This is a genomic window from Janthinobacterium sp. SUN118 (assembly GCF_030397695.1).
Taxonomy (GTDB): Bacteria; Pseudomonadota; Gammaproteobacteria; order Burkholderiales; family Burkholderiaceae_D; genus Janthinobacterium.
Map to the genome: position 1 here is coordinate 3,223,751 of NZ_JAPUBV010000001.1, position 25,467 is coordinate 3,249,217.

At 56.9% G+C, this 25,467-nt stretch carries 42 protein-coding genes; 21 read left to right on the top strand and 21 right to left on the bottom strand.

What is annotated here, in order from left to right:
- Nucleotides 1–203: 203 nt before the first annotated feature.
- The 3 genes from O0880_RS14420 to O0880_RS14430 form a co-directional block, all read right to left on the bottom strand.
- Nucleotides 204–746 (bottom strand): hypothetical protein, encoded by a 543-nt coding sequence (locus O0880_RS14420; RefSeq protein ID WP_289887083.1) that lies wholly within the window; start codon nt 744–746, stop codon nt 204–206.
- A gap of 117 nt (nt 747–863) precedes the next feature.
- Nucleotides 864–1,871, bottom strand: a complete 1,008-nt coding sequence (locus O0880_RS14425) for a 2-hydroxyacid dehydrogenase (protein ID WP_289887084.1) — start codon at nt 1,869–1,871, stop codon at nt 864–866.
- 173 nt (nt 1,872–2,044) lie between these two features.
- Nucleotides 2,045–2,257: a hypothetical protein gene (locus O0880_RS14430; RefSeq protein ID WP_289887085.1), complete on the bottom strand. Its 213-nt coding sequence runs from the start codon at nt 2,255–2,257 to the stop codon at nt 2,045–2,047.
- Between the two features lie 111 nt (nt 2,258–2,368).
- Here O0880_RS14430 and O0880_RS14435 point away from each other — a divergent pair, with 111 nt between their 5' ends.
- Nucleotides 2,369–3,916 carry a recombinase family protein gene (locus O0880_RS14435; protein WP_289887086.1) on the top strand — a complete coding sequence of 516 codons (1,548 nt, stop codon included), beginning with the start codon at nt 2,369–2,371 and terminating at the stop codon, nt 3,914–3,916.
- 24 nt (nt 3,917–3,940) lie between these two features.
- Here O0880_RS14435 and O0880_RS14440 read toward each other — a convergent pair whose 3' ends face one another.
- Nucleotides 3,941–4,372 carry a MepB family protein gene (locus O0880_RS14440; RefSeq protein ID WP_289887087.1) on the bottom strand — a complete coding sequence of 144 codons (432 nt, stop codon included), beginning with the start codon at nt 4,370–4,372 and terminating at the stop codon, nt 3,941–3,943.
- Between the two features lie 26 nt (nt 4,373–4,398).
- Nucleotides 4,399–4,734 carry a hypothetical protein gene (locus O0880_RS14445; protein ID WP_289887088.1) on the bottom strand — a complete coding sequence of 112 codons (336 nt, stop codon included), beginning with the start codon at nt 4,732–4,734 and terminating at the stop codon, nt 4,399–4,401.
- Nucleotides 4,735–4,760: 26 nt separating this feature from the next.
- On the opposite strand from O0880_RS14445, the gene O0880_RS14450 reads away from it, so the two are divergent.
- Entirely contained in the window at nt 4,761–5,105 is a 345-nt protein-coding gene (locus O0880_RS14450) for a TfoX/Sxy family protein (protein WP_289887089.1), read from the top strand.
- Between the two features lie 146 nt (nt 5,106–5,251).
- On the top strand, nt 5,252–6,076 hold the full coding sequence (locus O0880_RS14455) for an SGNH/GDSL hydrolase family protein (protein ID WP_289887090.1): 825 nt from the start codon (nt 5,252–5,254) through the stop codon (nt 6,074–6,076).
- 42 nt (nt 6,077–6,118) lie between these two features.
- Here O0880_RS14455 and O0880_RS14460 read toward each other — a convergent pair whose 3' ends face one another.
- The 4 genes from O0880_RS14460 to O0880_RS14475 are packed head-to-tail and all read right to left on the bottom strand — an operon-like array spanning nt 6,119 to nt 8,415.
- Complete coding sequence (locus tag O0880_RS14460) at nt 6,119–6,790, bottom strand: DUF6475 domain-containing protein (protein ID WP_289887091.1); 672 nt, start codon at nt 6,788–6,790, stop codon at nt 6,119–6,121.
- A complete protein-coding gene (locus O0880_RS14465; protein WP_289887092.1) occupies nt 6,777–7,556 on the bottom strand; it encodes a YdaU family protein in 780 nt (259 codons plus the stop codon). The genes O0880_RS14460 and O0880_RS14465 overlap by 14 nt, the downstream gene beginning before the upstream one ends.
- Nucleotides 7,553–7,960, bottom strand: a complete 408-nt coding sequence (locus tag O0880_RS14470) for a hypothetical protein (protein WP_289887093.1) — start codon at nt 7,958–7,960, stop codon at nt 7,553–7,555. The genes O0880_RS14465 and O0880_RS14470 overlap by 4 nt, the downstream gene beginning before the upstream one ends.
- The gene (locus O0880_RS14475) at nt 7,957–8,415 is read right to left on the bottom strand and encodes a nuclease domain-containing protein (RefSeq protein WP_289887095.1); all 459 of its coding nucleotides are present in this window, start codon (nt 8,413–8,415) and stop codon (nt 7,957–7,959) included. Before O0880_RS14475 ends, O0880_RS14470 begins: the two co-directional genes overlap by 4 nt.
- An 89-nt stretch (nt 8,416–8,504) precedes the next feature.
- Between O0880_RS14475 and O0880_RS14480 the strand changes: the two genes are divergently transcribed.
- Nucleotides 8,505–9,161, top strand: a complete 657-nt coding sequence (locus O0880_RS14480) for a hypothetical protein (protein ID WP_289887096.1) — start codon at nt 8,505–8,507, stop codon at nt 9,159–9,161.
- An 8-nt stretch (nt 9,162–9,169) separates the two neighbouring features.
- Here the strand turns inward: O0880_RS14480 and O0880_RS14485 are convergent, their stop codons facing one another.
- A complete protein-coding gene (locus O0880_RS14485) occupies nt 9,170–10,399 on the bottom strand; it encodes a phosphoadenosine phosphosulfate reductase family protein (RefSeq protein WP_289887097.1) in 1,230 nt (409 codons plus the stop codon).
- 335 nt (nt 10,400–10,734) lie between these two features.
- The gene (locus O0880_RS14490; protein WP_289887098.1) at nt 10,735–11,130 is read right to left on the bottom strand and encodes a hypothetical protein; all 396 of its coding nucleotides are present in this window, start codon (nt 11,128–11,130) and stop codon (nt 10,735–10,737) included.
- A gap of 69 nt (nt 11,131–11,199) precedes the next feature.
- Between O0880_RS14490 and O0880_RS14495 the strand changes: the two genes are divergently transcribed.
- The gene (locus tag O0880_RS14495; RefSeq protein WP_289887099.1) at nt 11,200–11,502 is read left to right on the top strand and encodes a hypothetical protein; all 303 of its coding nucleotides are present in this window, start codon (nt 11,200–11,202) and stop codon (nt 11,500–11,502) included.
- 16 nt (nt 11,503–11,518) lie between these two features.
- Here the strand turns inward: O0880_RS14495 and O0880_RS14500 are convergent, their stop codons facing one another.
- Nucleotides 11,519–13,378: a DNA cytosine methyltransferase gene (locus O0880_RS14500; protein ID WP_289887100.1), complete on the bottom strand. Its 1,860-nt coding sequence runs from the start codon at nt 13,376–13,378 to the stop codon at nt 11,519–11,521.
- Between the two features lie 32 nt (nt 13,379–13,410).
- Here O0880_RS14500 and O0880_RS14505 point away from each other — a divergent pair, with 32 nt between their 5' ends.
- The gene (locus O0880_RS14505; protein WP_289887101.1) at nt 13,411–13,659 is read left to right on the top strand and encodes a hypothetical protein; all 249 of its coding nucleotides are present in this window, start codon (nt 13,411–13,413) and stop codon (nt 13,657–13,659) included.
- A gap of 11 nt (nt 13,660–13,670) precedes the next feature.
- Here O0880_RS14505 and O0880_RS14510 read toward each other — a convergent pair whose 3' ends face one another.
- Nucleotides 13,671–14,021, bottom strand: coding sequence for a hypothetical protein (locus O0880_RS14510; RefSeq protein WP_289887102.1), 351 nt, complete (start codon nt 14,019–14,021; stop codon nt 13,671–13,673).
- A gap of 158 nt (nt 14,022–14,179) precedes the next feature.
- Between O0880_RS14510 and O0880_RS14515 the strand changes: the two genes are divergently transcribed.
- Nucleotides 14,180–14,476 carry a hypothetical protein gene (locus O0880_RS14515; RefSeq protein WP_289887103.1) on the top strand — a complete coding sequence of 99 codons (297 nt, stop codon included), beginning with the start codon at nt 14,180–14,182 and terminating at the stop codon, nt 14,474–14,476.
- Nucleotides 14,477–14,622: 146 nt separating this feature from the next.
- Here O0880_RS14515 and O0880_RS14520 read toward each other — a convergent pair whose 3' ends face one another.
- From O0880_RS14520 to O0880_RS14535, 4 genes are all read right to left on the bottom strand, one after another.
- Nucleotides 14,623–14,793 carry a hypothetical protein gene (locus O0880_RS14520; protein WP_289887104.1) on the bottom strand — a complete coding sequence of 57 codons (171 nt, stop codon included), beginning with the start codon at nt 14,791–14,793 and terminating at the stop codon, nt 14,623–14,625.
- Complete coding sequence (locus O0880_RS14525; protein WP_289887105.1) at nt 14,790–15,053, bottom strand: helix-turn-helix transcriptional regulator; 264 nt, start codon at nt 15,051–15,053, stop codon at nt 14,790–14,792. Before O0880_RS14525 ends, O0880_RS14520 begins: the two co-directional genes overlap by 4 nt.
- Nucleotides 15,054–15,129: 76 nt before the next feature.
- Nucleotides 15,130–15,345 (bottom strand): hypothetical protein, encoded by a 216-nt coding sequence (locus O0880_RS14530; RefSeq protein ID WP_289887106.1) that lies wholly within the window; start codon nt 15,343–15,345, stop codon nt 15,130–15,132.
- Between the two features lie 17 nt (nt 15,346–15,362).
- On the bottom strand, nt 15,363–15,653 hold the full coding sequence (locus O0880_RS14535; RefSeq protein WP_289887107.1) for a hypothetical protein: 291 nt from the start codon (nt 15,651–15,653) through the stop codon (nt 15,363–15,365).
- A 115-nt stretch (nt 15,654–15,768) separates the two neighbouring features.
- Between O0880_RS14535 and O0880_RS14540 the strand changes: the two genes are divergently transcribed.
- Nucleotides 15,769–16,035 (top strand): hypothetical protein, encoded by a 267-nt coding sequence (locus O0880_RS14540; protein ID WP_289887108.1) that lies wholly within the window; start codon nt 15,769–15,771, stop codon nt 16,033–16,035.
- Here the strand turns inward: O0880_RS14540 and O0880_RS14545 are convergent.
- Genes O0880_RS14545 through O0880_RS14555 form a run of 3 tightly spaced genes read right to left on the bottom strand, consistent with a single transcriptional unit; the run spans nt 15,971 to nt 16,847 of the window.
- A complete protein-coding gene (locus O0880_RS14545; protein WP_289887109.1) occupies nt 15,971–16,366 on the bottom strand; it encodes a hypothetical protein in 396 nt (131 codons plus the stop codon). The genes O0880_RS14540 and O0880_RS14545 overlap by 65 nt on opposite strands.
- Nucleotides 16,363–16,497: a hypothetical protein gene (locus tag O0880_RS14550; RefSeq protein WP_289887110.1), complete on the bottom strand. Its 135-nt coding sequence runs from the start codon at nt 16,495–16,497 to the stop codon at nt 16,363–16,365. Before O0880_RS14550 ends, O0880_RS14545 begins: the two co-directional genes overlap by 4 nt.
- Entirely contained in the window at nt 16,494–16,847 is a 354-nt protein-coding gene (locus O0880_RS14555; RefSeq protein WP_289887111.1) for a hypothetical protein, read from the bottom strand. The genes O0880_RS14550 and O0880_RS14555 overlap by 4 nt, the downstream gene beginning before the upstream one ends.
- A 79-nt stretch (nt 16,848–16,926) precedes the next feature.
- On the opposite strand from O0880_RS14555, the gene O0880_RS14560 reads away from it, so the two are divergent.
- The 3 genes from O0880_RS14560 (at nt 16,927) to O0880_RS14570 (ending at nt 19,017) form a co-directional block, all read left to right on the top strand.
- Nucleotides 16,927–17,622, top strand: coding sequence for a S24 family peptidase (locus O0880_RS14560; protein WP_289887112.1), 696 nt, complete (start codon nt 16,927–16,929; stop codon nt 17,620–17,622).
- Between the two features lie 122 nt (nt 17,623–17,744).
- Entirely contained in the window at nt 17,745–18,512 is a 768-nt protein-coding gene (locus O0880_RS14565) for a hypothetical protein (protein ID WP_289887113.1), read from the top strand.
- Between the two features lie 88 nt (nt 18,513–18,600).
- A complete protein-coding gene (locus O0880_RS14570) occupies nt 18,601–19,017 on the top strand; it encodes a J517_1871 family lipoprotein (protein ID WP_289887114.1) in 417 nt (138 codons plus the stop codon).
- Nucleotides 19,018–19,090: 73 nt separating this feature from the next.
- On the opposite strand, the gene O0880_RS14575 is transcribed toward O0880_RS14570, so the two are convergent.
- The gene (locus O0880_RS14575; protein WP_289887115.1) at nt 19,091–19,375 is read right to left on the bottom strand and encodes a hypothetical protein; all 285 of its coding nucleotides are present in this window, start codon (nt 19,373–19,375) and stop codon (nt 19,091–19,093) included.
- A gap of 14 nt (nt 19,376–19,389) precedes the next feature.
- On the opposite strand from O0880_RS14575, the gene O0880_RS14580 reads away from it, so the two are divergent.
- The 10 genes from O0880_RS14580 to O0880_RS14625 all read left to right on the top strand — a co-directional run bounded on the left by O0880_RS14580 (nt 19,390) and on the right by O0880_RS14625 (nt 25,448).
- Nucleotides 19,390–19,623, top strand: a complete 234-nt coding sequence (locus tag O0880_RS14580) for a hypothetical protein (RefSeq protein ID WP_289887116.1) — start codon at nt 19,390–19,392, stop codon at nt 19,621–19,623.
- Nucleotides 19,624–20,363: 740 nt separating this feature from the next.
- Nucleotides 20,364–20,588, top strand: a complete 225-nt coding sequence (locus O0880_RS14585) for a hypothetical protein (protein ID WP_289887117.1) — start codon at nt 20,364–20,366, stop codon at nt 20,586–20,588.
- On the top strand, nt 20,585–20,818 hold the full coding sequence (locus O0880_RS14590; RefSeq protein WP_289887118.1) for a hypothetical protein: 234 nt from the start codon (nt 20,585–20,587) through the stop codon (nt 20,816–20,818). Before O0880_RS14585 ends, O0880_RS14590 begins: the two co-directional genes overlap by 4 nt.
- Before the next feature lie 34 nt (nt 20,819–20,852).
- Nucleotides 20,853–21,344: an HNH endonuclease gene (locus tag O0880_RS14595; protein ID WP_289887119.1), complete on the top strand. Its 492-nt coding sequence runs from the start codon at nt 20,853–20,855 to the stop codon at nt 21,342–21,344.
- 145 nt (nt 21,345–21,489) lie between these two features.
- Nucleotides 21,490–21,669, top strand: a complete 180-nt coding sequence (locus tag O0880_RS14600; RefSeq protein ID WP_289887120.1) for a hypothetical protein — start codon at nt 21,490–21,492, stop codon at nt 21,667–21,669.
- A 235-nt stretch (nt 21,670–21,904) separates the two neighbouring features.
- On the top strand, nt 21,905–22,045 hold the full coding sequence (locus tag O0880_RS14605) for a hypothetical protein (protein WP_180979345.1): 141 nt from the start codon (nt 21,905–21,907) through the stop codon (nt 22,043–22,045).
- Nucleotides 22,042–22,287: a hypothetical protein gene (locus tag O0880_RS14610; RefSeq protein WP_289887121.1), complete on the top strand. Its 246-nt coding sequence runs from the start codon at nt 22,042–22,044 to the stop codon at nt 22,285–22,287. Before O0880_RS14605 ends, O0880_RS14610 begins: the two co-directional genes overlap by 4 nt.
- 112 nt (nt 22,288–22,399) lie before the next feature.
- Nucleotides 22,400–23,521, top strand: coding sequence for a RecT family recombinase (locus O0880_RS14615; RefSeq protein ID WP_289887122.1), 1,122 nt, complete (start codon nt 22,400–22,402; stop codon nt 23,519–23,521).
- Nucleotides 23,518–24,165, top strand: a complete 648-nt coding sequence (locus O0880_RS14620) for a lambda exonuclease family protein (RefSeq protein ID WP_289887123.1) — start codon at nt 23,518–23,520, stop codon at nt 24,163–24,165. The genes O0880_RS14615 and O0880_RS14620 overlap by 4 nt, the downstream gene beginning before the upstream one ends.
- Nucleotides 24,162–25,448 (top strand): hypothetical protein, encoded by a 1,287-nt coding sequence (locus tag O0880_RS14625; protein WP_289887124.1) that lies wholly within the window; start codon nt 24,162–24,164, stop codon nt 25,446–25,448. The genes O0880_RS14620 and O0880_RS14625 overlap by 4 nt, the downstream gene beginning before the upstream one ends.
- Nucleotides 25,449–25,467 lie beyond the last annotated feature (19 nt).

Consider the following 25,467-nt stretch of genomic DNA (forward strand, 5'->3'; position numbering starts at 1 on the left):
GGCTTCAATTTTTGATCTGACGTGAAACGTAATCGGTAAATTCAAGGCGAGCAGGTCCGATGCAGGGCTGGGTACTATCGCGAGTTCCAGCTATCGGTGGCGCGGTGCGCACATTACGATTTCCGGAAGAATTTTCTTGAACTAAGGTCCCCAGTATACCGCGGAAATACTGTTTGCAAACACAGGTTTAAAGAAAACCTGCGCTAGGTGTCTCCGCCGCGTAACAATCCGCTCGCCCTGCCGGAATGGCTGTCGTAAATGGCGCTCAACTCGCTGACCATGTCCTTGACGCGCTCCAGCTCCAGGCCAGCCACGCCGTACACGGGCGCCACGCCGGTTCCTTTGCACGAGGTGCACTGCCCGTTCCCGAGCAGCACCTTGACGCCAGTACCACTGCAGCCTTTGCACTTGCCATCCAGCCAGTGCGCCAGCGATCTCTCGGCCACGCGGCGATATAGCGCCTGTGCCGACTGCGCATCCCAGGCCGTGTTTTCTGGCACCCATCGCCGCGTCCGGCCGCGCCGGATCACCTCAACTGTCCAGATGCGCAGCAGCTGCATCAGGTTCTGCTGGTTACCCTCGAACAGGCGGTTGAGCGTGCCATCGGCGTACTTTACGCGACATAGCAGCGCGCCGATATCACCAGCTAATGCCGCGGCGGCAAGCGGGTCCGTTTGGTGGTGCTGCCCATCGTCCATCAGATTGCTCGATCCAATCGACGCAATGTACCTTTCAGCAAATCCCATGCTCTACTCCTGTCCGAATTCGACAATCGTAGCATGCGATTTCCTCTTGATTGGCAGAGGTAAGCGTCATCTGCAGCGCAAGAAAAGCTCAGCTAACGTTGGCAACAATAAAAACCGTCAATATGTACCTGGCACAAGGTTCACACACTCGGCGCCATGCTGATATGCAGACAAATTGTCGAAGGTTGTTGACGCAATCTCGCGCATCGCTTCTATCGTAAAGAAACCTTGATGTCCGGTAACAAGAACGTTCGGGAACGTCATCAGACGTTGGAATATGTCGTCCGTGATGATGTCGCCGGACCGATCCTCGAAGAAAAGATTGCTTTCCTGCTCGTACACATCGATGGCCAAGGAGCCAAGCTGACGTGACTTCAAAGCGTCAATGACCGCCTGCGTATCAATGAGGGCACCGCGCGAAGTATTAATCAGCATGGCGCCTTCCTTCATCAGATTAAGCGTGTCTGCGTTTATTAGATGGTGTGTGTCAGTGGTGAGTGGGCAATGCAGTGAGACATAATCCGATTCCGCGAGAAGCTCCGACAACTCGACCATCAGGCCAAAGGTCTCAAACTCCGAGGATGGGAATGGATCATAACCAAGCAAACGGCAACCGAATCCATGAAAAATCTTTGCTGTTGCTAAGCCGATGTTCCCCGTTCCGATGATGCCTACTGTCTTGCCGTGAAGGTTGCTTCCCAGGAGCCCGTCGAGTGCAAAGTTTCCTTCGCGAACTCTGGCATAGGCCCGGTGGGTCCGTCGATTTAAAGTAAGTGTCAATGCCAAGGCATGCTCAGCCACAGCTTCAGGTGAGTATGCTGGCACGCGCGCGACAAAGAGGTCCAAACGCCGCGCCGCTTCCGTATCAAGATTATTGAAGCCTGCACAACGAAGCAAAATCGCACGCACCCCCACATGAGCAAGAGCGTGTAACACCTCGGCATCCAAGACGTCGTTCACAAACACACAAATAGCCTGGCACCCTTGCGCAAGCGACACCGATTGCAAGGACAGGGACTCGGTGTGAAAACGCATTTCCACCGCATCGTGCGCATCACGTTGATCTGCCTTTTCATTGAGAAAACGTCGATCATATGGTTGTGAGCTAAATACAGCGATTTTCATCTTCGGAATCCTTTGCACCAGTGTGTTTCAAATACGTTAAAAATACAGTTCCACGAGAGGTTACTCCTTTCTCAATGCTATGACCACGCAATTGGGCGCCACGTATTTAGACGGCCAATCAGAGAAAAGGGAGGGTTCCTTCAAAATCGTGCGACACTAAGACAACACTTGAATCATTCCGGATGGATGTCAGCGCTCTGACGATGCTTCAAAATAGAGCCAGCAGGCCGAGAAAACCGCTCATTTTGCAGCGCAGCTCTTGCAACTTCCTCAAGAAACCCTGCATCAATTAGCATCAGTAGTGCAAACTCTAGACCATGAACTTGCTTCAGATGTACCCCAGCAGCAATAAGTCGTAGCGTTTTTTCAGTGGCATTATCGAACATAGCACCCTCCCTGTTTAATAAGGATGCGACAGGCGAAAGTCCATGTGTTGATCCGTATCAAGCTAGTGCGAAAAGCAACACGTGTTTGGTATCAGCCCCTTGAGGAATAACATGCGACGCAAAGCTGTAGTGCACGTTCCAAAGATCCAAGCATCAGGCGCAAAGCCAACTGCCGCAGCTTACCTTCGCATGTCTACAGACAATCAGAACCACTCGATCTCACATCAGCTACATTGCATCGCTGAGTACGCGGATCGCAATGGCATAGAAATTATCAAAACATACACCGACGAGGGAAGAAGTGGACTCGATTACTCATCACGCCCGGGGCTGCGTTGCCTGATCGAAGACGTGCAAAGCGGCAATGCGCCGTTTCAGTCGATTCTTGCTTATGATATAAGCCGGTGGGGACGATTCCAAGATTTGGACGAGAGCGCCTACTACGAATACATATGCCGCCGCGCCGGGATCTCCATCGTTTATTGCGCCGAGGACTTCGAGAACAATGGATCTTCGGTTTCCTCAATAATTAAGAGCGTAAAGCGCGCGATGGCTGCCGAGTACAGCAGGGAACTTTCTACCAAGGTATTTGCAGCTCAGTGTCGATTTGTCGAAATGGGATTTAAACAAGGTGGCCGAGCAGGATTCGGATTGCGCCGGATCCCTGTCAGTGCAAGTGGCAAGGCCAAGCCGGCGTTGGCATTTGGCGAGAGGAAGAGCCACCCTACAGACCGTGTGGTCCTTGTTCCTGGGCCTAGCGATGAGCTCGAGATTCTTCGCGGCGTGTACGACTGGTATGTGCTGGAAAAGCTAAGTGAAAGCGAAATTGCCTTCTTGCTTAACGCCATGGAAGCCCCTCGCGAATGCGGACGAGCTTGGAGTCGAGACTGCGTACGGGATGTTCTTACAAACGAAAAATACATCGGCAACATCATCTACAACAGAGCATCTTTTAAGCTCCGAAAGCATCACATCGAAAATCCAGCGTCGATGTGGATACAAAGAATCGGTGCCTTTCCTCCCCTCATCCCAGTTGCCCTTTTCCGTAAAGCGCAGCAAGAGCGCAAACATCGCCTCGCTCCGATACCAAAAGAAAAACTCTTAGAAATGCTTCGAAAGTTACATCATAAGCACGGAAAGGTAACTACTGCCCTAATCGACCAGGATGATGCACTTCCCGGCGCACAAATGTTTGCATACTACTTTGGGACCATGCTAGAGGCCTATGCCTTGGCAGGATTGCCACCTACCAATTTATGCAAGAATGTAGCTACCCGGGCGGTTGTGCGCAATGTCCGCGCGGAAACGCACGATCAAATCGCAACGTTTATAACAAATGCAGGAGTTGGTTTGGAGAGAGGCCAATCGAGGAATACGTTCTTACTTAATGGGATTACGATTTTAAAAACAGCTATCGCGCGGTGCCTCTACGAGAAGAAGGCCCTTCCCCGCTGGCGTGTCCGAATGGACGAAGAATCCAGATGCGACTTCGTTCTCGCCGTACTTCTTGACCTTGAAAACACTAAAGCAAATGCATTTTTCCTTTTCCCGAAGGCCGACTTCCTCAAGGTGCAAATTACTCTTACTGAGGCAACCATGCCCACTCTTAGCAGGTATCGACACGCCTCTCTCGATGCAATATTTGGGGCAATTCAATAACCAGTTCCATACAGATGCACATAATCAAATTTCAAGTAGTCGAGCAAGACCTAACTGATCCCCTTCCGCTACAAAACCTGCCCCCTGCCAGCGCTGAGTGCGCAGTGCCTGGCCCGATTCAGGCACACACCACGGCGGGTACACGCGCAGCGCACGCTTGCCTCCGGCTCCGGAGCGCGACATTAAGCCTCGCTCGATCAGCACGCTACGCGGAAAAATGAAAAATCCTTGCTGCGCGCCGTCGCTGACGGCGATGATGACGACATCGACGAGATCAGTGTCGTCCAGCGGGGCAATCTCGGCGTCGGGATGGGGGCGCTTCCAGACGGTGACGAATTGCCCGGTTTTCGTCGGCGTGGTTTTAGCCACGCGCAAGACCAGCCGCTTGCCGTCCAGTTCGGCGCGGCAGGCACCATAGTCGGCGCTTTCTGCCTCCGGTACGGGCCGTTCCGTCAAGCCGAGGGCATCCCAAGGGCTGCTCCTCATTCCGTGCTGAACTCGGCTGCCGCCTTAGCCGCCCATAACGCCTCGGCGTGGCTGGCGAACGGGCTGTCGTAACCGTCGACGCTGCCATCGATGTCGACAAAATATAGCCACCAGCCATCGGCCTGCTGGCGGATGGCTGTGTGGCCCGGTGCGCAATGGCGCGCGATTTCCTCACTGGCGGCCAAGGTGATGATAGTAATACCGCGATGGATGATGGCATGGACTGTCATGGCAAGCATATTCAATGCAAAATAATCAATGCCCGCAGTGTAACCGGTGCGGCTGGATTGTTGGTAAAAAATGGACGTCCGCAGCAGTGCCTTGCGATACACTGCAACGAGAACAAGGGAGAGACAACATGGCATCACAACAAAGCACGGTGGATTTTTTGCTCGACCAGATGGCGGGCGCGGGCGACGTCAGTGCAAAGAAGATGTTTGGCGAGTACGGCCTGTATTGCGACAGTAAGATGTTCGCCGTCGTCGCCGACGACCAGCTGTATATCAAGCCAACGGACGCAGGGCGCACCTGGATTTGTGCGCAAGGCGCGCTGCAGGAAGCACCGCCCTACCCGCAAGCCAAACCATATTTTTTGATCGATGGAGGACTGTGGGACGAGCGCGATTGGCTGAGCCAGCTGGCGCGACGCACGGCCGATGCATTGCCGTTCCCCAAACCGAAGCCGCCTAAGCCGAAAAAATAACTTGTACTAATATGCAACGGTAATACAAATCGCAATCGTGACTATTGGATAGTTTTTAAAACGTTGGAGTAGATAAACTTCTGGTAACTTCCAAAAAGTAATATGTCTCTCAGGATCGGGTAAGCGCGTCACCTAAGCCGCAGGATATGCCGATTATCGTTTCAGGAGAAGCTATGGGCAATGTGTTCTGGTCAGACAGCGCAATGATGATGGAGGGCCGCTACCCTTCGATCCTAGCTGTTGGCGACTCCTGGTTCTGGTATCCATTCCCTGGAGGCTCACTGATCAACCAACTTGGCGAACTTGTCGAGACTAAAGAGCACGTCATATTCGCACTTGGCGAAAACGGCGCGGAGGTCGTCGATTATGTAGCCGGCAAACACTCCAAGTTAATCAGAAAGGCACTCAAACTCCACGGTCCATCACTCTCGGCGGCGTTCATTAGCGGCGGTGGAAACGACTTTGCAGGCGTCAATGATTTGAGACCGATGCTCAATATCAATTGCTCGACAGCGAAAACACCGGATGATTGCTTCCGGCCGGGTACGGACGACCGAACCCTCGAATGGCTGATGCGCAAAACCGCCGAGAATTACGAAATACTCATCGGCCAGATCATGGCAGCGACGGGGCCAGACGTACCTATCGTTCTCCACAATTACGATTACGCATTACCCACTGGAAAAGGGGTGTTCGGCAAGGAATCGACATGGCTCCGCATGGCGTTGGATGACGCAAATGTACCATTAGCCTTGCAGGCAGGCTGTGTCAGACTCGTAATCGACAAGCTAACTGCCGAACTTGTAAAACTAACTCAAATCGATCCGACACGCATATTACTTGTCGACAGCCGTGGATGTCTTGAGCCGAACCAATGGGCCAATGAAATCCATCCAAAGCCGGCTGGGTTTAAAAAAATTGCGGTTACCCGCTGGCAGCCGGTACTTCAAAGCCTCAGCTTGGCCGGCTAATGTTTGCGAGACAGATGCTTGCGTAATGGGCAGTCGCTGCATTTACCGCCTACTGTTGACGGTATGTTCAACGCGTATGTTCGGATTCATCCGCGTTACACCCATCGCCATTGCAGAAGCGTGCCGCATTTCGAGCAGTGGCTGAGTTGAACCAAACGCTATGACCCGGTGTGCCTGCTCCTGGTCGCCAATCAGCGTCGGCCCTTCTCCTTCAAAGCCCGCTTGAGCGTTCTGTGCTTCAGCAAGACCCACCAAGATCGGCGGATATTCTGGATGCTCATTACGCATGCGATAGCCTCGGTACCGGTTCTCAAACTCCTTTGCAATAAATGGCCACTCCTTCTCGGTCTTCACGCCCAGCGCCGTCCATCCTCCCATTTCCGTCAGAACGCGGTGTACCAGGGCATCATCAAATGCAACGCTGCGGTAAGTGCCGACGACCCGCAGTGCGCGGTCGACCTTGGCCCAGGCCACCAGCGCCGAGTCTTGCGTCGTGCCACCCATCATGCGGATCAGATCGGCCGGCTTCGGTGCGAACTGGCCGCTATCGGGGTTGCGAACGTGGCGATCGAAGGCCTGGCGCACAGCGGCAAGGTCGTACTGCCGCAAAGCACCCCACCAGATCGCGATCGCGAACTCGCTGGTCGCCCGTCCGTACAGCTCGGTAATGCCGCCCACCATGCCGGCGAAATCCTCGTAGTCATCCTGCGTCATACTGTCCTCCCTGTGCTCCTGCGTTGCCGAAAATTCGGGCCTTGGCTCGCTCTGCAGCGGCCATGGTCTGGTCGTAGACAGTACTGGTGCCCTGCCCTGGCCCAGCGCGCACCCCGTGCTGCGTGATCCATTCGGCTTTGAGGCTGCGCCAGCCACGCTCGCAGCAGATGCGCAATGCGCCTTCCAAGGTCAGCCCTGCTTTCTCCGCTTCGCGGACGATGCCCTGGATGGCGGTCTGGGTAATCGGCGCCTTGTGCTTCGTCCGCAGCGCCTTGAAATCAGCGACGATCTGAGAATCGACGCCGGGAAACAAAGCATCGGGAGCCGGAGGCGACTTGTCTTTTGTTTTTACTGGTTTATGGTTATTGGTTATTGGTTCTTGGTTATTGGTTGGCAGTGCGTCTGCATTGCCTTCGCTATGCGTCTGCATAGCATCCGTACTGCTCCCCTTATTCCATCGCTTGTTGGCGGCATCTGCGGCCTTCATGCACTTGTCTTTGAACGCAGCTATCTCCGCATCGCAGCGCTTATGCACCCACCCTGCGTCCGTTGCCTGGAAAAACTCCTGCAGGACTATGCGCACGGCATCCTTCTCCTCATCCGAGCGCGCGCGCACCAGCCGGAAGAGTCCGGCTTCGTCGTTCGACAATGGGGCTTCCGTGCTGTAGTAGCGATCCATCAGGCGACGGTATGCACCGTCCTCCAGTAGCGAAAGATGTGCGGTGTCGGTGGTGTAATCGCCAATGTGGTGGCTGTAGTAGTTCAAGGCCGGGCCTCCTGCGCACGCACCGCGCCGAACAGCGCCACCACCAGTGGATCGCCCACGGCACCCGCCTTACGGATCCAGTACTTACTGCGCCAGCGCGCCTTCATCGAGTCATAGCGGCCATCCTTCTTGGCCTTGGCCTCGAAGCGCAGGCGAATCTGGCGCTTGGTCAGGCGCTGCACCGTGCACGGAGCGTCTGGCAAGTTGCCGACGGCATACACGGCCATGGCAGCGCCGGCGCGCGGATGCGGTTTCCAATTGGCGATGTAAATCTTGCGCTCAGCGTGCAGCAGGCGAACCCAGCGCAGCACTGCCGCTTGGCTGACGCCTGACTTGTTGACGATATCTGCTTTGGTGCCTGGCATTGCGCCCAACACGAATTCACGGAAGTTAATGCGCGTCATGTGTGTTCCATATTATGTTTTTGGTCACTAGGCACCGCAGCTAGCAAGCCCATCGACCGTAAAATTTCGTTTGTGCAACTCACGGCCGCGCGAAAGGCAGCCTCCAGGCCGGCCAGCGACAGATCAGCCGGGCGCGGGCGTCGGCCGTCGAGCACGTCGTGGCAGGCGCTGCAGCCGAACGCCGCGGCGGTGTCCGGCGCCTTCAGGCCCATGCCCTTCCCGTCTGCCAAGTAGTTCGAATGGCAGAGTACTGTCGTTTCGCAGGCGTGGTTGCAAATTCCCGGCAACTGCAGCGTGCAGTCCTGGCCGCGGGCGGCGCGCCGGATCGGCGTCGAGACCGGACCTTTCGACTTCAAACCAGCCTTGCGCTTCGGCGCCGTGCGCTGGTGCGATTGCACGGAGAGCATGCCGGTGTTGGGCATGGGAGAGGTGCGCTTAAATGGCGTGCGCGTCATGGGTTTTCCCGGCTTCATGGAAGAGTGCTTCATTTCCTACCGCCAATTGGCACCGTGGTACGATTACGCCAATAAAAAACTGGATAAAAATGAAAATTTGGCAAGCATTCTGCGGCATCGGAATCGTGAGCTTTGCGGTTGGATATATCGGAGCGCAACTCGATTGGGCCAGTAATAACGCTCCTGCCTGGGTCCAGGCTGTCGGATCTATAGTCGCCATTTTTACGGCCATCTGGATCCCTTGGCATCAACAGCGGCTGGCTGCTCAGAGCGCTGAACGGACGGCTACAAACGAGATGCGCGCGTTGCTCGAGCTCTTGGAGCTCGAACTTTTGATGAACTTTGAGGCACTTCAAACTACCGTCGGCCCTATGCTTGAAGCGGATGAACAGAACGGAGCTTTTTTGGCGGAATATCCAGTGCCGGCAAACCCTGTCGAAATCTTCAATGCACTTCTTCCTAAAATCGGCATCGTTCAGCCTGCCGAGTTGCGTACTCAAATCGTTCGCGCCTCGAATGCATGTGGTGGACTTGCGATGAATTTCTCCTATAACAATCGCCTCGCAAGTGCTTGGAATCAACTGAATATGCAAGCGCGTCGCACACAAAGTCCCGAGGACTTGCACGCAGTAGCGGATGCGCGGCGAGAACTGGAGTCGTATGGCCCCTTGCTGAGGAGTCAGTGGCTGCTTGCTAAAGGGGAGATTGGCAAGACGTTGTCGCAACTGAATGCCGTGCTGAGATAGTTTTTGTTTCATAACTCTCCCTCTGAAAACAAGCGAGGCTGTGCCGCGCCATTAGCGTAGACCGTGTCCATGATGGTCGTGGCGATCGGCTCGTCACCGTCCCATCCATGGGGCCAAGTTTCCAAAGCGATCAGCTCACCGATGCACGCCTCCTCCTCGGCGTTGATCAGGTCGATCTCGGGCCGGCCGGTGGCGCGCGCCACTGCGTTGACGGAGGCTTGGATGGCCAAGATGCGGCCCAGGCCCATCAGTCGTGCCTCGAACGTCAACGGGCCCATGCGCTGGGGATTTGCCGCCACCGCGCCGGACTTGAGGATTTTGCGCCCGGCCTTGCGCAGCCGGTGCTGCGGCCCGCGCAATTCGCGCCACAGCGGCTTGATTCCCTTGAGTGGAGCCAGATAGGCCCATTGCGGGTTCAAAAGGATGGTATCGAGCGCTTTGTCTTCGGCCGCCAGCGGGCAGCCGATGCAGCCGGTGCGCATATTGACCTCTTCGGCCTCGTCGCCGCCGTAGGCGTCCGCGATCATCGCCGTGCTCCAGTCGCCGAACTCGGCCGAAGGTGCCCAATGAGGCAGCCACTCCCACACATGGCAGACGCGCCAGTGCAGCAGCGGCGCCAGCGTTGAGAGGCGACCGCGCAGACCCTTGGCGTTCGGCAGCACCTGCTGATACCAGCCTTGGCCGCACTCGGCGCCGTCCTTGCTGCAGCTCATTTCGATGCGGTGGTCGCGGATTGCACTTTCGCCCTGGCGCACGCCGGTGATCATCAGTATCTGGCCGTCGAGTTGGTCCAGGCGGTCGCGCAGCGTCTGCTCCATCGGGTCGATCTTGATCTGGCGCGTGCACCAGCGCAGCGTGTTGTTATTCGGCGGCGGCACGCCACGGCCCAAGATGTAGACCATGAACCGCTTGTCCATCGGCGCCGTGACGACCTCAACGCGGATGCCGCGCTCTTCCAGTTCGTCCATGATCTGGCGCGCCGCGATGGCCAGCGGCGGCAGCTCTTGGCGCGTATCGGCGTAAAACACCGTCAACGACTTGGGGCGCGCGATTTTGCTGGTGTCGAGCAAGAAGGTGATCAGCGTCAGCGTGGCGCTGGAATCTTTGCCGCCGGACCAGGCAATGCCCCAGTGCTCGTGCGTAGCGCCGTAGGCCAGCAATGACTGGATAGTCAGGTCAATGGAATCGGTCATTTGCAGGCGCTGGGCGCCATTTGCAAAAATATCAATTTGATTCATAATGAAAAACCTTTAACTTATTGGGAACCAAAATGGCTATTCGTCACGGACTTGAAATCGAGCACAATGGCGTGATGTACAAATTCAACGGACTCAACAACGCCTTGAGCTTCCTAAAATGTGTAGAGGCGCCACGCAGCGATGTCACTGCATGTGCAAAAAGGTGGAGCTGCGTCGGCACTCGACCGGTGCCAGTTACGCCAAAAGCGCTTACTCCAAAATCCTCGACCTCGAAGCCCAAATAAGTCATACCGTTCCCCAGTCATCTTCATCAGCGCTGCCGCGACCCGCACATATCGCCTGTTCGGTGCCTGTCAATTCGTACGCGTGGCGACTCACGATTCATCCTCCATCGCGCGCTTGATGCCAGCGCCGTCGAGGCCAGCAGCCCGGCAGCCCAGGCCGGTAGCATGGAAGTAAGTCATTTCGTTGGCGGCGCGGCCAACCGTGGCCAGTCCCGCAGCCACCAGGCGTTGCATGGACTCGAGCTGCTGGCCGCTGCCAGCGGCAAAATAATTGCGCCAGCCCCACTTGGATTTCGGGTATTGCTTCACGGCGCCCAGCATGTGCTGCAGCTTGGCGAAGTCGCTAGGCAAGATTGCGTCACGGACGGCGGCCAGCGCGCTGGCGGCGCATTTGCGGTGCTGGGACAGTTGCTTGGCGGTGGTGCGCTTGCCGCAGGCGCAGGCCTTGCGCATCAGCGAGAAGGCGGGCGCAGTTTGGTTTGCCAAATGGTGGCGGGTAGTTCGAGCTGGATTGGTGATCATGTTATGATGCCCTTTTGGCAATTGGAGTGGCCCATGCTTTTCAAATTTGAAATTACAGCTGGCTTAGCTGGTGTTGCGATGGCCTCCACCGATGGCTCAGTTGTAACCGTGCATCTAGCGCTCGACGCGAAGGGTGTAGAGCCGCAGCCCACATACAAGATCATGTTTTCGCAGCACGATTGGATCTCAGCTCGGGAGCAAGAGACAATCTGCGAAGATGGGGCGCGAATTGCGATCGCACACTTCACGGCGAGCTTTATGAAGCCAGAAGCGCTTTTGCACTTCACGGCGACAGCGGACATGGGGCGCTGGCCCGGGCGGCTTGTGAAAGGGTAAGAGAAAGGTATTCTCATCACGCCACCCTCGCAATCTCGCGCTCAGGCGCGAAGTTGGAGCGCATAGCAGCATCAATTCGACGGCCAAGCCAAGCGATATTCGAGACGGCCCAGCTGTTGCCGATGGCCTTATAGCGAGGCCCGTCAGCTGCTGAGCGCGCGACCTGGTCGCGTGCCATCACCCCGCCACGCAGCAAATATTTGATCCAGTCCTGATCGAGCTTTTCCGGACGGATCGTGCGGCCGAACGGAATGAGCGTGTAGTCGTCTGGGAGGGCTTGAAGGCGCTCGCACTCGCGGGGCGTGAGTCGGCGAACTGCCATGCCCGGCGCAACGTACGTCGTTTGCTTCATGCCTGGCTGCGCAGACAGGGCGCCGGATATCTCGCCATCGCCACCCATGAGGCGCACTTCGTCGCGCGTGTTTTGACAAAAAGCCATTGCCGGCACTATCGGCTGGCCGCGTCCCGTGCCATCCTCACTTGCATCGAATCCCTCAGCTTTTAGCGTGTGAGCAATGTCGCCGGTGATGCAGACAGCCTGCACTTCGGCGCGCGCCTCCAACGTATAGGCGATATGCTCTTGCACGCCAATGCCATCCGGGCCGCTGTTCGGATTCGTGCGTAATGCCCCGGCCTGAATCGCATAGCTTGATTCTGACACATCCGACCAGTGCGACATTCCCATGCTATCGCGGATGGCCACCGCCTGCGCCTGCGGGCTGGAACCGCCAAGCGCGCCGAACACTTCAGTGCTGCTCACGCAGTCCTGGCGGGCATCAAAGGCGATCGCCGGTGGCTGTCCGCCGTTTGCATGGCTCGCATTGTGATTTCCCGCACGTAGCGTTGGCGACAGGTTGAGCGTGGCGTCGCCGCCATAGTCTTTCATGCTGAAGGCGATCGGGATCAGCATGCCGGCTTCGGCATCCTGCTGTGTGGCGCTGCCAGCGGCCTTGCCGTTCGCCTGCAGCGTACCGGCAATCAGCGTGTCCAAACCATCGCCACATGGGCGCTCAACGCTGCGCGCCACTGGAGCGGCTACGGAAGCACCGAAAGCAATGTCTTTCCCGTCGACCTGTCGTGCTCCGCCAATATCCTCGGTACTGACTGGCTGCAACCCGAGGCCGCATTCGTCCTGCACTCCGCCACGGCGCGCAGCGCTCGCTCTAACTGTGCCGGCAATGTCTTGCGGCGATTCTCGGCTCGGCGGAGAATCCCGGCGCACGCCGTCGAACTCAAAAAGTACCGCTGCGGGATCGAACCCCTCTCCAGCACTTGCGATAACGAACACACGACGGCGTCGTTGGGCCACTCCGAAATATTGGGCGTCGAGGATCCGCCACGCGACTGTTCGCGCGGGGCCATACACACAACCAGCGTACGCCCATTTGCCCCCTGGCGGTTCGATTGGATCATCTTCGCCGGCAAGGCCAGCAAGGAAGCAGCCGAAGGCATTGTCTTTTGTGGAGAGCACGCCCGGGACGTTTTCCCAGAAGACAACGGTTGGAAGAAGTCCAGCTGCAGCGCGTCGTGCGTCAATTTCATCTGCAATCTCGCAAAAAACAAGGGAAAGGTTGCCGCGTTCGTCGTCAAGCGAATTGCGCAGCCCGGCGATCGAGAACGCTTGGCACGGCGTACCGCCGCAAAACACGTCCGGCGCTGGCACGAAGCCATCACGGACAAGGGCGGCAACCTTGGTCATGTCGCCCAGGTTTGGCACGTCCGGATAGTGGTGTGCCAGCACGGCGCAGGGGAACGGCTCGATCTCGGCGAGCCATGCCGCGCGCCAGCCAAGCGGGTTCCAAGCGACACTGGCGGCTTCTAGGCCACTGCACACAGAGCCGAACGTAAAAGATGCCGTAACGAAATCTCGCTTCATGCTAGGATTCCTCCCTCAACTTGGAGATCGGGATGCGCGAAAGTTACAAATACCGCGGTTGTGACATCGAAGTTTGGGCTCAGCAACTTACCACTCGGGGTAACGTGGGCAAATTCGCAGGAGGCTTCACAATTTCGCGGACACCTCTTGCAAAAGAACAGTCGATCTCCGGAATTCGCAACGAGTTGCAGCCCCCAGAAACAGAAAAAGCTGCGCGTGAACATGCGTTGCAGGTTGCAAAGGAATGGATCGACGATCAATGGTTCGCCGACGGCCTTTGAAGACTGTTTTTTCAGCATGACGCCACCGCTGCTGTGGGAGCACCGAACAACGCTGCAACCAGGCTATCCCGGCCGTGCTGGCCACGAGGCCAGTTGCTGCTGCGGCTGCGGTACAGGTCGAATTCGGCCTGATCGTCCAAATCGGGCAAACCGTACAGGGCTCCAATGTGCTTCGAGGAAGCCTCGATCATGACTATCTTGCCGGCTTCAACAAGGACGCTCAACCGTTTGCGCGCGGTCTCGCGGTGCATACCCAAGTCGACTGCAAGGTCTACGATGGTCGCAGCACCGCAGCGCTTGACCATGGCCAAAATATCGGCGGCGTGATCAACGTTAATCGAAATGCGAGCGCAGTCCGTCATGGCTGGCCTCCGATCATTGGCACTTCCAAAATTCCACCAATGAAGCTAAGTTGATTTGCATCAACTATCAGGTTGGCCTTAACCGATATGGCTACAGCTACACTCTTACCATTGCTACAGGAGCTGCTAAACTGAAATTTCGACCTAGAAAGGGAGAGATGAACAACGTCAATAGACATATCGTGAATGGTTTTACATATCACGTTGATACAATTCAGGAAGTTAGTAACCGCCACAGAGGTCAAATTTACATAGTTGGCCGCGAAGACACCGGGGAGACATATTCCCCGCCAAAGATTATCTGCACGCCAACCACGTTCAAGACCGCGCGCGCCGCTATCATCGAAGCAGAGTCCTACTGCTACGAAGTTTTTCATAATGGAGATTTGGATGGTCTTCTGGCTGTCACTGAATTCCAAAGAGCCAACGGGGACTATATCTACCACCCCGATTGATACTTCTTTTGCTAGAGTAGCCAGTACAACTTGAAAACCCCGAGATTTACCTGCCGTGTTTGTAGGAGACCTACTGGTGTACAATTCACACATAATTTCTTCCGGAAATTAGGATTCAAGGAAAGCCCGCCTGCATGCGGGCTTTTTTATTGCCCGGCACGCAGCTCTTCGAGCATTGTTTCGTAGTGCTGACGCGTCCGGACATGGCCAGGATCGACTGGCAACGCGCCGTCGTTCGGCTCTTGCTGGGCGTGGCCGCCCTCCTCGGCCCGCGCCGCGCTGGCGCCGGCCTCAGGCTGCAATACCACCCAGGTCAAGCCGCCACCTCGGCACGCGCGATGCGCTTGAGCTCGCGGATCGACACGTCGAAGACCTCGTGCATGCGGAGCAGCAGCGAAGCGCCGATTGGCAGGCGGCCGTGGCGGATCTTGGAGATCACTGGCGGCGCCACTTCCAGCGCGCGGGCCAGAGCTGCGTCGTTCTTCGGGCCCTTGGCCAGCAGCGTGTCGAGCAGGTCGTTGTTGCCATCGGCGTTGTTCAGCGAGCCATATGGCGTAATTGCAGTTGTTTGCGTCATGTCATGTTCCTAATTGATGGTGATTAAAGTGGCCAAATCCGGCCATGCGATGCTGTAGCTATTGGGTGCGGGTTCGTTATGGCGGCTCACGCCGCGGCACCTCGTACTTCTTCGCCACCCTGTCGGTGGCATCGCGCCATTTCTGGCGCGCTTCCTTGTGCGCAGCCTTCGCCGCGCTCTCGCCCTCCCCGTCCTTGGCGCCCTGCAGGTCTTTCTCGGCCTGCCGGTAGATCATCGAACGCTGGAAAACCAGCTCCTTTTCCTCGGCCGTGACCTCAGCTGCTCTATTCAATAGCTGCCTCCATGCCGTTAAACCCGCATCCGCACGACGCGCGGGACGACGCCAAAGCACGGGCGCGGCGCCGGAAAAATCTGGGCCCTGTTATTTCCTGATCTGGGCCTAGCCCCGCTGGAAAACGGCGGCGTATCATTCCGTTTCGGCCTGGCGTCCAGGTGATTGCGGATGATCACGATCGTGCATTCGTTCAGCACGTCGCTGACGGTCTTGCGCATCGCAGTACATGCGGCTTGTAAGGCATCCTTGTTCTCGTCAGTGATGTAGCCCTTGACGAGCGCGGTACGTTTTTGCTTCTGTTTCATGGTTTTCTCCTGGTGGTCGGTGTTACAGGGTTTGGGTACAGCGAAAAATAGGTAGAAGTTGCCAACGTGTTAAATTTCCATTCCCACGTATCAATTCACAAGAAAGGCAACCTCCATGGAAAACGAAACCTATGTGGTAAAGCTTGCTCTGGATGCGAATGCACCTGTGCCTTGGCCTAAAGACGTGCCTGCGCCGGCTGTTGGCGACAAAATAACTGGCTTAATCCACGGCCTCGCAGTCAAAGGGACGGTGGTCGAGCGTGAATGGGGTGTCGACTTCGCTCCTGGAAAAGCGGTGATTGCCACAGCGCTGACGATCACTGTGAAATCTCAAGCACTGGCGCGACCAAAATCGGCAACAGTCCAGCCGCTGAAACTTTGACGGCATTCGAACGCGGGCCGGTCGCATTGACGAGGTACACCACGGAGCCCTCGCGCATTGCGATGGTTGCCGTGTAGCCGCCAGCGCTGGGCGTCACTTCAAAGGTTGGCGCGAACGGGTCGGCGGACGGGCTTATGGCAGCTGGAGTGATAGCGGTCGGGCGTTGCGGTTCCGAAAATTCTCGCAAAGCAGCTTCGTCATGCTGATGCTGGCAAAGAGTCGTCAGCAACGCCGTTTGAATGCGTAGCTCGGCCAGGATGGCAAGTTGAATTGCGCGGTAGCTTGGACTCACCACAGGTCGAGCTGCTTCTTTCTTTGTCGAGGTGCTCATGCTGGCTCTTTCAGTTGTTTCAGGCATTCATCGAACGGCACGCCAGGTGGCAGCTGGTGCAGTTCGAGCAGCGGGATGTGCACAAAGGCGCCTGCCGGGCGCGGCGGGAAAATGGGGATCAGGCGGATCATGGCTTGGCGCCCACGTCGATACCGACGGCGGCGCGCGCAGGCACAGTGTCAAAGATGGCATTGGTGGGGGGCAGCTGGCGGCCGGCGTGGCCCGGGCTGAGCACGGAGTCGGTGGCACGGCGGGTAGTTGCGCGAGCAAGTAATGCCTCATCAGATTTCGCGTTGCAGTCCGTCTCAAGCGAAGCAAACACCTTGGGGCGCGCCAGCCGCAAAAACATCAACCGGGCTGGAGGGATGCCCTCCTTCCGCCACTCCGATACTGATGGGTCTTTCACGCCACAAAGGCGCGCGGTTTTCGACGTCCCGCCCAGGGCGTCAATGATCTCATCGGGCGTTAATTCTTTAGTCATGCCTTATTTTAGGCATTCCTAAATTTATTTGCAAGATATATTTAGGCATAGCTTTTCATATAATTGTTAGGATTGCCTAATGAATTGGCACAAACGACTTACGCAGGCCCGAGAGGCCAAGGGAATCAAAAAATCAGCTTTTGCGAAGCTGGTAGGAGTGTCCGCGCCCACCGTCACGGATTGGGAAAACGGCGATACCAAGATGATCGAGGGCGCCAACTTGATAAAGGTTTGCGCGGCATTGGCGATTTCACCTGAATGGCTACTCAATGGAATTGGCGAGCCGAACAGCAATACGTTTGCGATGTCGACGGAGCCCCCTAGTAACTTCGACCGAAACGCCACGCCGGCAGCGCTTGGAAGTCGGGCCATACCCATCATTTCGGCCATCCAGGCTGGGGCCATGAGGGAAATATCTGTCCCATACCCCGTGGGTAGTGGATATGCCACCGTATTCGTAGATGACAGCTATTCGCAATGGGCATTCGGGCTAGAGATCGACGGCGATTCGATGCTCCCCGATTTCCGTCCGGGCGACATAGTTATCATTGAGCCAGAGTGGGAACCCCGGCCAGGAGAGTGTGTAGCGGCCAAAAATGGCAAGGACGAGGCAACATTCAAGAAATACCGTCAGCGCGGCACCAATGAGGCCGGCAACGATATTTTTGAACTGGTGCCGCTGAATGATGACTTCCCGACTCTACGGAGCGATGAAACGCCACTGAAAATTATTGGCGTTATGGCGGAGCATAGAAGGAAGGCGCGCAGGCGATAATTGACAACCTCATCCCCGCATAGCGGCCTGGCAAGTGATAATTCCTTTTATTCCCCACTTGTAATTTTTCGTGCCATCGCACGACGCAATGACACCTATCCTTGCCTAAAGTATCAAACACGATGACAAAACTCATATTTGCAACGATAGCCCTAACCGCCGCCCAGTGCGCAAACGCAGCGCCGCGCATCCTCCCGCCAGTTGAGAGAGTGGAAAACGTCAGCAGTTATTTTTTATCACCAAAAGTTGGTGAAGTGGCCAAGGCCGAGGTGGGCGAGTCCCTCTACAAAGAGGGCACAAAAACACTCCTCACAAAATATAGGGCTACGCTTAAAGAAGATGCATCCAGCACCATGGCAAACGGCTATAAATTAAGCATCAAGGCCGGCGCCCAAGGTGTGATGCTTATGCGCCCAGATACGAAAATGCCCCTGCTTTGCTTCGTAACGAATAACACCGGCCTCATGGGATTTTTCGGGGATTCGAATGTCACTGGCTGCCTTGCAGACATCAACGGTGACCAGGTATTTCGCCAATCGATGTTCAAGGAATACCAGGGCTACTTTCCCCTTGAAAAGCCGGTGCCATATGATGTTAAAAAAACCGAAACGCTGATTGAGAGTCGTGATGATTTTCACGTCGACGTCCTGTATCAAGGCGTAAGCAGGGGTGAGGTCAAGATTTCCTATAGAGAATTTTCTGGCGGCATGGCCAGGCCAGCATTTAATCAAGACATCGCGTATGAGTTGGGTAGCGACGGAACCGCAACGATTGGATTCAAAGGCATGCGCATCAGGGTGCTAAAAGCCAACAGTGAAATGATCGAATACGTTATTGATCAGCCAATGCCATCACTCGCCAAATATCGGGAAATTCTGATCGCAAAGTAGGCGAGATTGTAGGCATCGATGCGGCGCAGGCGGCCTGTGATTGAGAGGTGACAATTCGCTAGATTTCCTGTTGTCAATATTTCATATAATGCTGCAGCGCAACGGCACGCCCTTGCCGGAATCACCGATCGATAAAATGAAAAAAAACCTGCTCTTACTGGCCTTGATGGCTTCTCTGGCTGGCTGTGCAACTAGCAATATTGCTCACAAATATCAGGCCACGCCAACACCAGAACTTGCAGGCACTTGGGTAGGCACGGCAACGATGCAGACCCATACCATGTTGATTCGCCCAAATGGAACTGGAGAAGTTTGCTGGGAATCCATGGGGAAATACAACACGATGCCAATGACGATTAGTAATGGAAAAATTATCACGCTAGGCGAATCGGAGCTAAAACGAAATGCCGATGGCACGTTTTCCCAATGCAAGTGGGGTGTTTGCATGGATTTTAAACGCACCGAGCAAATTGCGGCTGCCTGCCGCGAATGGCTGAAGCAGTAGGTTCGCCACCCGCCGCGCCTCACCACCAAAGGCAAGCTCACCGCATCGCGGCGGCGGGTGTGCGGCTAGTGAATTAGGCTGCCGACTTGCGCGGCACGCGCGGAGTATAAGCGCCCGTCCCATCACGCTCATGCTTGGCCGCCCTGGTCTCCCATTCGCGCAATTGCTCCGGCGTAGCATCGACCATAGTAACGGGCTTCCGGCAGAGCTTCTCGCCCAGCGACGCAAAGTATGCGTCGATGATCGGGCGGGCATATTGGCGGAATTGGACTGAAGGTATCCCGAGTGCGTCACAATGCTCGGGATAATCGCGCAGCAAAGCCAGCGCTATTTCGGCTGGGTGTTTTTCGTTTGCCATTTTAAGGAATCCTTATGAGCAATATTTTGTTTGAAAATTCCACCGTTGACGGCGGCCAAGGCCGCATCGCTGGAGTGGGCGATCCTTGCAGCGAAATCGTCAAAGCCATATACGGCGACGACGTTTCCCCACCAATTCAGAACGTGATTATCGAAGTACTTACATCGTCCGGCGCACTGGTTAGGCTAGTTATTCCAAATTCAAATACAGGTACTGCGTCCGTTTATTTGGACGATAAAGAAATTTGACCCCCCTTTTTTTCGGTCGAGGGATGTGATCATCAGCGTCCCACCCACCCCAACACCCTTCCCGCATCCGGTCCAACCGGGCTTTCCTTGCGACGGAGTCGAATTATTTTCCACTCCTATTTCCCCTCTATAGGCACTAAAAAGTACCTTATCTTGCTCTTGATGCCAGCTTTTAATCTTGCACTTCAAGGTCAAGAGCACTGCGCTTTTCTCTATATCCTAGGCTTCGGGACGGAGAACAGCACCTCCCAGTAGTCAAGCAAGAACTTGACTACCGTGAAGTGCTACATGCCTCCTGAGAATCCAGGGACGCGTTTCACATAGGGCAGACGTTGGGCCGTTTCCTGCTCCCGTCGATTAGCGCTCCGCCCTCTATCACCCACGCCTGCGGCCACTCAATTCCTTCTTGCCGCCCTACACGCCTTGTTCGTTTTGCCGGTTTCCCCTGGGGTACTGCGAGGCGCTGCCGGCTCCATCTATCTGGACTTGCACTACCCGGCGAGATTTGGTCCGGGCTTCCGGTCGCTTTTTAGGCGACGAAGCAATTATATCCAAATTATTTAGGCATGCCGAAAATATACCTTGACACAACATTTAGGAATGCCTAAACTTAAATCCGTCGAACAACAACCACCGGAGCAAACCATGTCACATGCCGAACTTGCAGCACTCGAAGCGGTCCTCATCGCCCACGGCGAAGTAATCCCAGAAATCGCAATCCCAGCGCGCGGCTAATCGTCATGAAGATCGCCTCGAACATCAGCGCCGCGAAAACCACCAATGACAGCCATTGCGCAGGCCTGGTTGCCAGCATCGGCTGCCCTCGCCGCCTGGAAATTTGCAACTCGTTCGGTGCCAGCTTGCCGCGTGGTCGGTTGCAGTACGTGGAAAGCGGCGCTGCCGCCGCGCTGCGCGCCGAAGCCTACCGCAACTACTCCGGCCCTTGGCGGATGGAAGCAGCATGAGTGCCCGCGACGCGCTGCCCGGCCTGTTCACCGCCCCTCCGGCGCGCGCAACGCTGCGCAAGTACAACGTGCAGATCAAGTTTGAGGATGGGAATTTTCAGGCAACAGCTTGGGCAGGCAGCCCGAATCAAGCACATGAGCTGGCGCGAGTAGATGCGCGTATGGCGTCTTGCAGCGGGACGTTTTACGGCAAAGAGCTGAACTGGATTGCGGAGCTGGCGAAGGTTTAAGCGGTCGCCCGCCGCCAAGAAAGAAGAGGCTTGCATGGAATTGAACTACGAAAAATTGATTGCAGAGCTGCGCTACGAACGTGAAACGGGGCTTTTCTTTCGGGTCAGAACAGCATCCAGCAACGCGGTCAAGGGCTCTATTGCGGGATCAATAGGCGGTGCGGGGTATGTCTTGATCAAGATTTCAGGAGTGAATCATGCAGCCCACCGCCTTGCCTGGCTACATGAATACCGGAGCTGGCCAGATGACCAAGTTGATCATGTGAATGGAATCAAAACCGACAACAGAATTGCCAATCTTCGAGCATGCACTTCCGCGCAAAACCGATGCAATCGCGGCAAAACCGTCGCAAACAAGTCGGGGTTGAAAGGTGTCTATTGGCATAAGAAAGACCAGCGGTGGGTGGCTCAGATACGAGCAAATGGCAAAAGATTCCTTCTTGGAAATTTCAAGAATAAAGAGGATGCACACCAGGCATACCGTGCTGCCGCACTCAAACATCACGGCGAATTCTCAGGAGTTTAGTGGTCGCCCGGAGCCATAGGTAAGCCGGGACGGGGCTGGCAGCCAGAAAAAATGCCCGATGGTACAGAGTGGCCCGATTGATCTTCGTGAGGATCAGGCGCCCGGGGAAGCCCAGCGCCACAACCAACCTTGAAGGAAATACAGCATGTCGAAATTCAAAGAAAACCAGAAAGTGAATGTGAAGGGCACGAAGACCGACCCGGCGGCGCGCCCTGGCAAGTTCGTGCAGACGCACCCAGGCGCTCGCGGCGACTTCCTGGAAGTGCTGCTGGAAGGCTCGACGCAAAGCCAGCGCTTCCGCCCTTCGCAGGTGTCGGCAGCCTAATTTCACCCCGGCTAGTCGCCCTGGCCCGTCTCGCCGGCGTAACCGGCGGCCAACAAAGCAAGGGATGGGCGTGAACTTCGCCTCGATCTTCGCTCAGTTAAAGCGAAGGCCGGCCTCGAAGCAGCTGGATTTGTGACCAGCCCCTTGCTTTGTTGGCGGCCCACCAGCCGCAGGAATCACACGCCCGACGGATTTTCTCGGGTCGCCAGCAAACCATTAACCAGAGGAGCAAGACATGAGCTACATGATCACCATCCGCACCGGCCCGCGCGCCGAGGATGTCGCGCACTTCGCGGCCATCGGCAACCTGGCCGCACTGATCGATGCCGCCTACGACGACGGCGCCCTGGGCGTGACTGCGATGGTGCGCCCATGATCGCCCTCTTCCACCGCCTGCTAGCCGCCCACCGCTACTACCAGGCACAGCACCAACACCGCATGAACAAGATGCGCCTTGCCGGCGTGCGCCGCGAGCTGGCCGGCCTCGAAGAAATGCGCAAGGAACTGATCACCGCACAGATCGAAGCGCTAATCGACCTGGACGCATCCGCCGCGCGCGTGCAGCGCCTGGGCCGCGCCCACAGGGAGGCGCAGTGGACGTCGTCAGTCAAGCCGTGATGGACGTGGCCAGCCAGGCCCTGCGCAACTGGCATGCCGGTCACGCCATCGTCTACGCCGTCCGCCTGGCGCTTTTGAAGGCAGAAATTATAAAACTCACAAGGAAAAAGTCATGAACGCAGTTACGCAAGAAAGCCACACCGCTATGCAGGTTCCGCAATACGACCAAGGTGAGTTGCCCGTCGTAGCCACCAGCAGCGCCGCCCTGATCCTTGACAGCGCGAGCATGGACAGCATGATGCGCCTGGCCGACATTATGGCAAAGGGCCGCGCCACCGTCCCGGAACACCTGCGCGGTAATGCTGCCGACTGTGCGGCCGTAGTGATGCAGGCTATCCAATGGCGCATGAACCCGTTCGCCGTCGCGCAAAAAACCCACTTGGTAAACGGTGCCCTTGGCTATGAAGCACAGCTGGTCAACGCCGTGATCCAGTCCAGCGGCGTGACCGAAGACCGTTTCAGCTACGAGTGGTACGGCCCTTGGGAAAAGATCATCGGCAAGACGAAAGTAATTACCGTGCCCGCCAAAGGTGACAAAAAGGAATATCAGTTCCGTGTGCCTGATTACGGCATGGAGGCCGAGGCAGGCCTGGGTGTCCGCGTCTCTTCGACGCTCAAGGGCGAGATCGTGCCACGCGTGCTCGACCTGCTCCTGGTTCAGGCGAGCGTGCGCAATTCCCCACTTTGGGCCAGCGACCCCAAACAACAGCTTGCCTATCTGGCAGTCAAGCGTTGGTCGCGTCTTTATGCACCCGACGTAATCCTGGGTGTCTACACGCCCGACGAGCTGGACGAAGGCAACCGCGAGGCGCGCGATATTACGCCGGATACCGGAGGCAAGCGCGCACCAGCGCCAGCCCAGGCAACCCAAGCATTGATCGACGCGGCCGAAGCTGCCGCAGGCAAAGGTGTAGCAGCCTATCAAAAATTCTGGACTGATACCGGCGTGCCAAATCGGAAAGCCTTGGCTGCCGATCACGAAAGCCTGAAAGCAAAAGCTGTGGCTGCTGATCAAAGTCGTACGGTTGATGCGGCGCCGGTGGCCAGTGCAACGCCTCCCCCACTCTCGCCTGAAATGGAAGAATTGGCTGCCGACCTTGGCGCAGTCGCTGACGAGGGCCTTGAAGCATTTGTTGGCGCTTGGGATCGACTCTCCAAGACCACGCAGGACAAGCTGGCCGGCGCCTACCCGGCAATGAAGGCACGTGCAGAAGCTGTCGAGGTGTCCAAATGATCGTCCTTACCTGCGAGCAAGGAAGCCCCGAATGGCATGCCGCCCGGGCCGGGGTCATCACCGCCAGCATGTTCGTGGTGGCGCGCGCCAAGCTGAAATCGGGTGCAAACAAAGGCCAGCCCACGTCAGCGGCCAACGACTATGCATTCCGCCTGGCCATCGAGCGCATCAGCGGCATGCCGCTCGACGAAGGATTCGAAACCTATGCCATGCGACGCGGCCATGACCTAGAGCCGGCCGCGCGCCATGAGCACGAAGTCCAAAGCGGTCACGTTGTCGAGCGCGCTGGCTTTGTCCTTACCGAAGATCGCCTATTTGGCGCCAGCGCGGACGGACTGATTGGTGACGATGGCGGCAGCGAATACAAGTGCCTGATTTCGCCCGAACGCCTCCGCGACGTACTGATTAACGGCGATTTCAGCGAGTTCATGGACCAGGTGCAGGGCTGCATGTGGATCACGGGCCGCCGCTGGTGGGATTTCTGCCTGTACTGCCCTGCTCTGGCTCCAGTCGGCAAGGAACTGTGGTTCCGTCGCGTCGAGCGCGACGATGCCTACATCGATGCAATGGTGCTCGACCTGGTCGATTTTGAAAAACTGGTTACTGAAAACGAAACAATTTTACGAATGAAGGAGGCAGCATGATCACCGAAACCACCCAGGCCGCGCCGGCCGCCACCGCCCTCACCCTGCCGCAGCGCGCCGCCGTCGCGCTGGGCGCCGTGGACTACGAGGCAAAAATCAAGGAACAGGTTGCTGCCTCGACCGATATCACTGCCGTAATCGATCCCGCCGGGCGCGAGCAGGCACACCGCATCGGAATGAATCTGCTGAAACTGCGCACCGGCATCAAGGCCGTCGGCGAGGCCGCACGGAAAGACGCGACCGACTTCAGCAAGGCGGTGATTGCCAAAGAAAAAGACCTGATTGCACTGATTACGCCAGAAGAAAATCGCGTGTTCGAGCTGCGCGACGCCTACGACACCAAGGTCGAGGCCGAGAAGCAAGCTGCGATTGCGAAGGAGCGCGAACGCATTACTGCGATCCAGGCTGATATTGCGGCGATCCATGATGCGCCGCTGGAACTGGTAGGCAAGTCCGCTACCGATATTCAGGCGGCCGTAGCGACGGTGGCTGCCATCGTTGTGGACAAGGAGCGCTTTGCCGAATTCGAGAAGGATGCTGCCAAGGTCGTTGCCGAAGTGAGCGCCAAGCTGGCCAGCCTGCATGCCGCAGCAGTGGCGAACGAAGAAGAAGCCGCACGCATTGCCGCCGAGCGCGCGGAGCTAGCGCAACTTCGCGAAGCCGCTGCCGAGACCCGGCGCCTCGCCCAAGTGGAGGCTGACCGCATCGCTGCCGAACGCCAAGCCGAAGACGACCGCCGTGCGGCGCTTGCCGCCGAGCAGGAAGCGGAGGCGCTGCGCCAGCGCGAAGCCCATGCCGCTGAATTGAAAAAGCAGGCAGACGCCCAAGCCGAACAAAACCGACTGGAGCAAGTGGAAATCGCACGCCAGCGCCAGGAACTGCTGGACATGCAGGCCGCTGCAGCCGAAGCCGCACGGCTGGCACAGGTCGAAGCCGACCGCCTGGCACAGGTCGAAGCCGACCGCCTGGCCAATGATGCTGCGCAAGCCGCGCAGCTCGCCGTAGCGCGCGCCGCCGAGCAAGCCGCCCAAGTTGTGGCCCCGCCTGCTACGTCTATGGAGCACACCCGCAGCGCCCCCGCCGCCAACGCGCCGGCACTGAGCCGCCCAGTGCCAGCACCGGACCTGCTCGACGCCGCCGCCGATGACCTCTACCCGGCCGACAGCGACATCCTCGATGTGATGTTCGACCAGTTCGGCCTGACGGCAGCCGAAGCCATCGACCGTCTGGCTAAGTTCGACTTCGCCGCCGCGCGCGCCAGCCTGGTCGCCGAATCGGCATAAACACCACCCGCCCACCACC